The 3,169-nt window shown below is 41.8% G+C and carries 2 protein-coding genes; one reads left to right on the top strand and one right to left on the bottom strand.

From position 1 onward, the window contains the following. Window positions 1-229 precede the first annotated feature (229 nt). Window positions 230-2,434 (bottom strand): ATP-binding protein, encoded by a 2,205-nt coding sequence (locus Q8907_14990; GenBank protein ID MDP4275577.1) that lies wholly within the window; start codon window positions 2,432-2,434, stop codon window positions 230-232. 421 nt (window positions 2,435-2,855) lie between these two features. Between Q8907_14990 and Q8907_14985 the strand changes: the two genes are divergently transcribed. Beyond that, window positions 2,856-3,169, top strand: a 314-nt coding sequence (locus Q8907_14985) for a DUF1349 domain-containing protein (GenBank protein MDP4275576.1), incomplete at its 3' end; no start/stop codon positions are given.

Below are 3,169 nucleotides of genomic sequence, written 5' to 3'. Positions count from 1 at the left end.
AGGCCAAAATTAAACTATTTGATTCTGAATGGCTTTGCCTGAAGTCTATGATGTTTTGCCGTGGTTTGAATGGTTTTGCCCATAGTCTCTGATGTTTTGCCTTGGGTATTCAAATGATTATAACGCCCGGTCATATTGTTCAGTGGCTTATGAGCAGCTGGAAAGAAAGATTCCGAGGGTTATTCATCTAATAGCGTTGATTAGGGGAGGATGGGATGTCCTGCCGGAATTATTCTTTTCTGAATTCACTGGGGGATTTTCCAAATTCTCTGGTAAATTCCCGGCTGAAATAGGACAGGTTCTTAAATCCCACGGCAAAGGTTATTTCCGTTATATTAAGCCGGGTAGTCAACAGCAATTCCTTGGCCTTAAGAAGCCTTAATGTTTTAAAGAAGTCTGCTATAGTTTTATTGCTAAGGGATTTGAATTTCTTGTAGAGTTGGGCGTGACTTACAGCCAATTCCCTGCAGAGTTGTGATATCCCGAATTCATCATCCGAAAGGTTGGATTCCAGGACCTTTTTAACCTTCAGCATGAAATCGTCTTCTTTTTTAAGGTAGATGTCTGAGGTGGGCGGTATATGATCCAGGGAAGCATAGCGGTCATGAAGTTTTTTACGCAGATCGATCAGATTTTTCAATTGAATATGCAGCTCTCTTTCATTGCAGGGTTTGGCAAGGTAGGCATCGGCTCCCCTTTCCAGTCCGGCCAGCCGGGAGTCTATATCTGCCTTTGCCGTTAAGATCACCACCGGAATATGACTGGTTCGGATATCCTTCTTTAACTTTTCCAGCAGTTCTATTCCGTCCATCACGGGCATCATTACATCACTCAGGATGATATCCGGTATGATCTCCAACGCCTTTTCCAGGCCGATACTTCCGTTTACGGCCACCTCAGTCCGGTATTCGTTTTTGAGAATAGCCTGAAGATATTGTACGACATCTGAGCTGTCCTCCACAATCAACAGTAAAGGTAATTCAGCCGGACAGGCCGCCTCATGCGGGAGTGACCATTCGGTGGACAGGTGTAGGGCAGGAGGTTCTAGGGAAGAGCCTGTCTTTTCGTATGATTCATCCGTAATTTTAAACAGCTCAGTCTCATCGGGGAAATCAGAAAGCGGGGCATTGCGGGTGACAGGCAGGAGAACCGTGAATTTGCTGCCCTTCCCCGGTATGCTTTCCACAGATATGCTACCCTGCAATACTGCAGTAATTTCTTTAGCCAGGGCCAGGCCAATACCTGTACTTCCCGGGGATAACTGGTTTTCTACTTTGTAAAAACGGTCGAAGAGATGATCCAGGTGTTCTTTTTCTATTCCAATTCCCGTATCCCTTACCTGGATAGCAAACCAATCCCCGTTATTCCTGGTATTGGTAATCACATCAACGCGGCCGCCTTCAGGGGTGAATTTCAGGGCATTGTAAACCAGGTTGGTGATAATGTACATCAGTTTTTCGGGATCAAAATCCATTTCGAATGGATTGTCCACGGAAGAAAATCTCAAATCTATGTTCTTTTTGAGGGCTTCAGCACTGAATTGTTCTGTCAGATAAGCCAGGTATTTGTTTATATCTCTTCTGACCATATGGACGGATATGGCGCCGGTTTCAGCTTTGGCCAGGTTGAGCATCTGGTTTACCAGCCGCAACAGGTTATTGCCATGGCTTTTTATTTTTTCCACACCAGTTTCCGTCCATTGATCCGGTTGTTTCTTTATCAGATCGGCCATTCCCAGAATGACAGTCAGGGGAGTGCGGAATTCGTGGGTGATATTGGTAAAGAAACGGTCTTTGAATTCATTGATTTCTTTCAAATGTTGGGTCTCCAATTCTTCCAGCTTCCGCTGGTGTCTGATAAACCGGAGTACAAAAGCGAGCTCTGCTCCGGTCAAAACTATGGCCTGAACCATAAACAGAACTGAGTTTAAGGCAGGGGTCATTTGCTCCGGTACATGCAGCCAGGGTTTCAGGATCATCAGGAGAACCACCCAAACAGAAAAAATGGAAAACATAGAAATGGGTAACCAGGCTCTTTGACGCGGAATGGTAGTCAGCACATTGGCAATGCCGGCAAAAATAAGACCTCCCGAGGTGGGTATCCCTCCCAATTGAAGGACAGTGTAGAATGTCATCAGGTGCATCGTCGAACTGATACAGGTATGTATAACCAGGTGACGCCTGGGAAATAAAAGCTGCAGTAATACTGATAATGTATACAGGCAGCTGAATGCAATCATGTAATGAATATATATGGTGGCCTGAGGTGCAAATATTAATAGGGGAATAACATATACCAGAAGCGAACCGATCGCAAAAAAAGTATGATTTTCAAATACGGTTATATTGCCCTGAAGTTGCCTGTCTGTACAACCCTGGTAAAAGAGCCTCTTTTCCAGCCATGAATACAGTCCATAAAAGATCTTATGTTGCATGCTTCAAGGTTTCTACACTTTTATTTAAAAATATATTTGAAAACTTTATAAGTTACTAAAAAAGAATAATGTAATCAAGTTTTTGGGTTGATTTCTAAGTGCTTTTAGGTAGTTTGTTACATCCCATATACCCGTTATTGATGTTGAATTTTCCTTTGCGGCTGATTCCTGATTGATTGATTTTTGTGTAAAGACAGAATTGATTGGGGGCCTGGTTAAAACCCTGAAAGATCCCAAGGACTCAATCCAATTCGCCTGCCAGATGAAAATCAATCCAAGTGCAGGATTATATTCTATTCGTGAAGTTACTTTACAGTTAATATTGTTGTATTTATTTTTCTTTTTTATTAACATTGCCTTAAGGCAAATGACTTGACAGTTCTTTGCTGTATCATAATCAGAAAATCAATCTTAAACGATCATGAAGAAAAAAATCACCATAGGTTTATTATTGGCAATATTTTTAATTCCTGTATCATTGTCCCAAACGGTTAAAATTGCTGCTATCCCTTACACCCTGCATTTTGAAAATGCACCTATGGATTATAAAATATTGGGTGATAATCATCTTAGCATTACAGCGCCGGAGAATACCGATTTGTTTATTTCTCCCGACGGATATTATAAGATCAATAAATCTCCAAGACTGATCTTTAGACCGGATTCTGATTTTATCTTAACAGCAAAAATAACGGTTGATTTTCATACAAAATGGGACGCCGGTGTTTTAATGCT

Source organism: Bacteroidota bacterium, from assembly GCA_030706565.1.
In the GTDB taxonomy this organism is placed as follows: domain Bacteria; phylum Bacteroidota; class Bacteroidia; order Bacteroidales; family JAUZOH01; genus JAUZOH01.
The sequence above is the reverse complement of the archived record's forward strand: the minus strand, read 5'-3'. Positions and strand labels throughout refer to the sequence as shown.

What these genes read in the sequence shown, in the direction of transcription:
- Q8907_14990 (MDP4275577.1), bottom strand. Translation starts at nt 2,434, where the DNA reads ATGCAACATAAGATCTTTTATGGACTGTATTCATGGCTGGAAAAGAGG.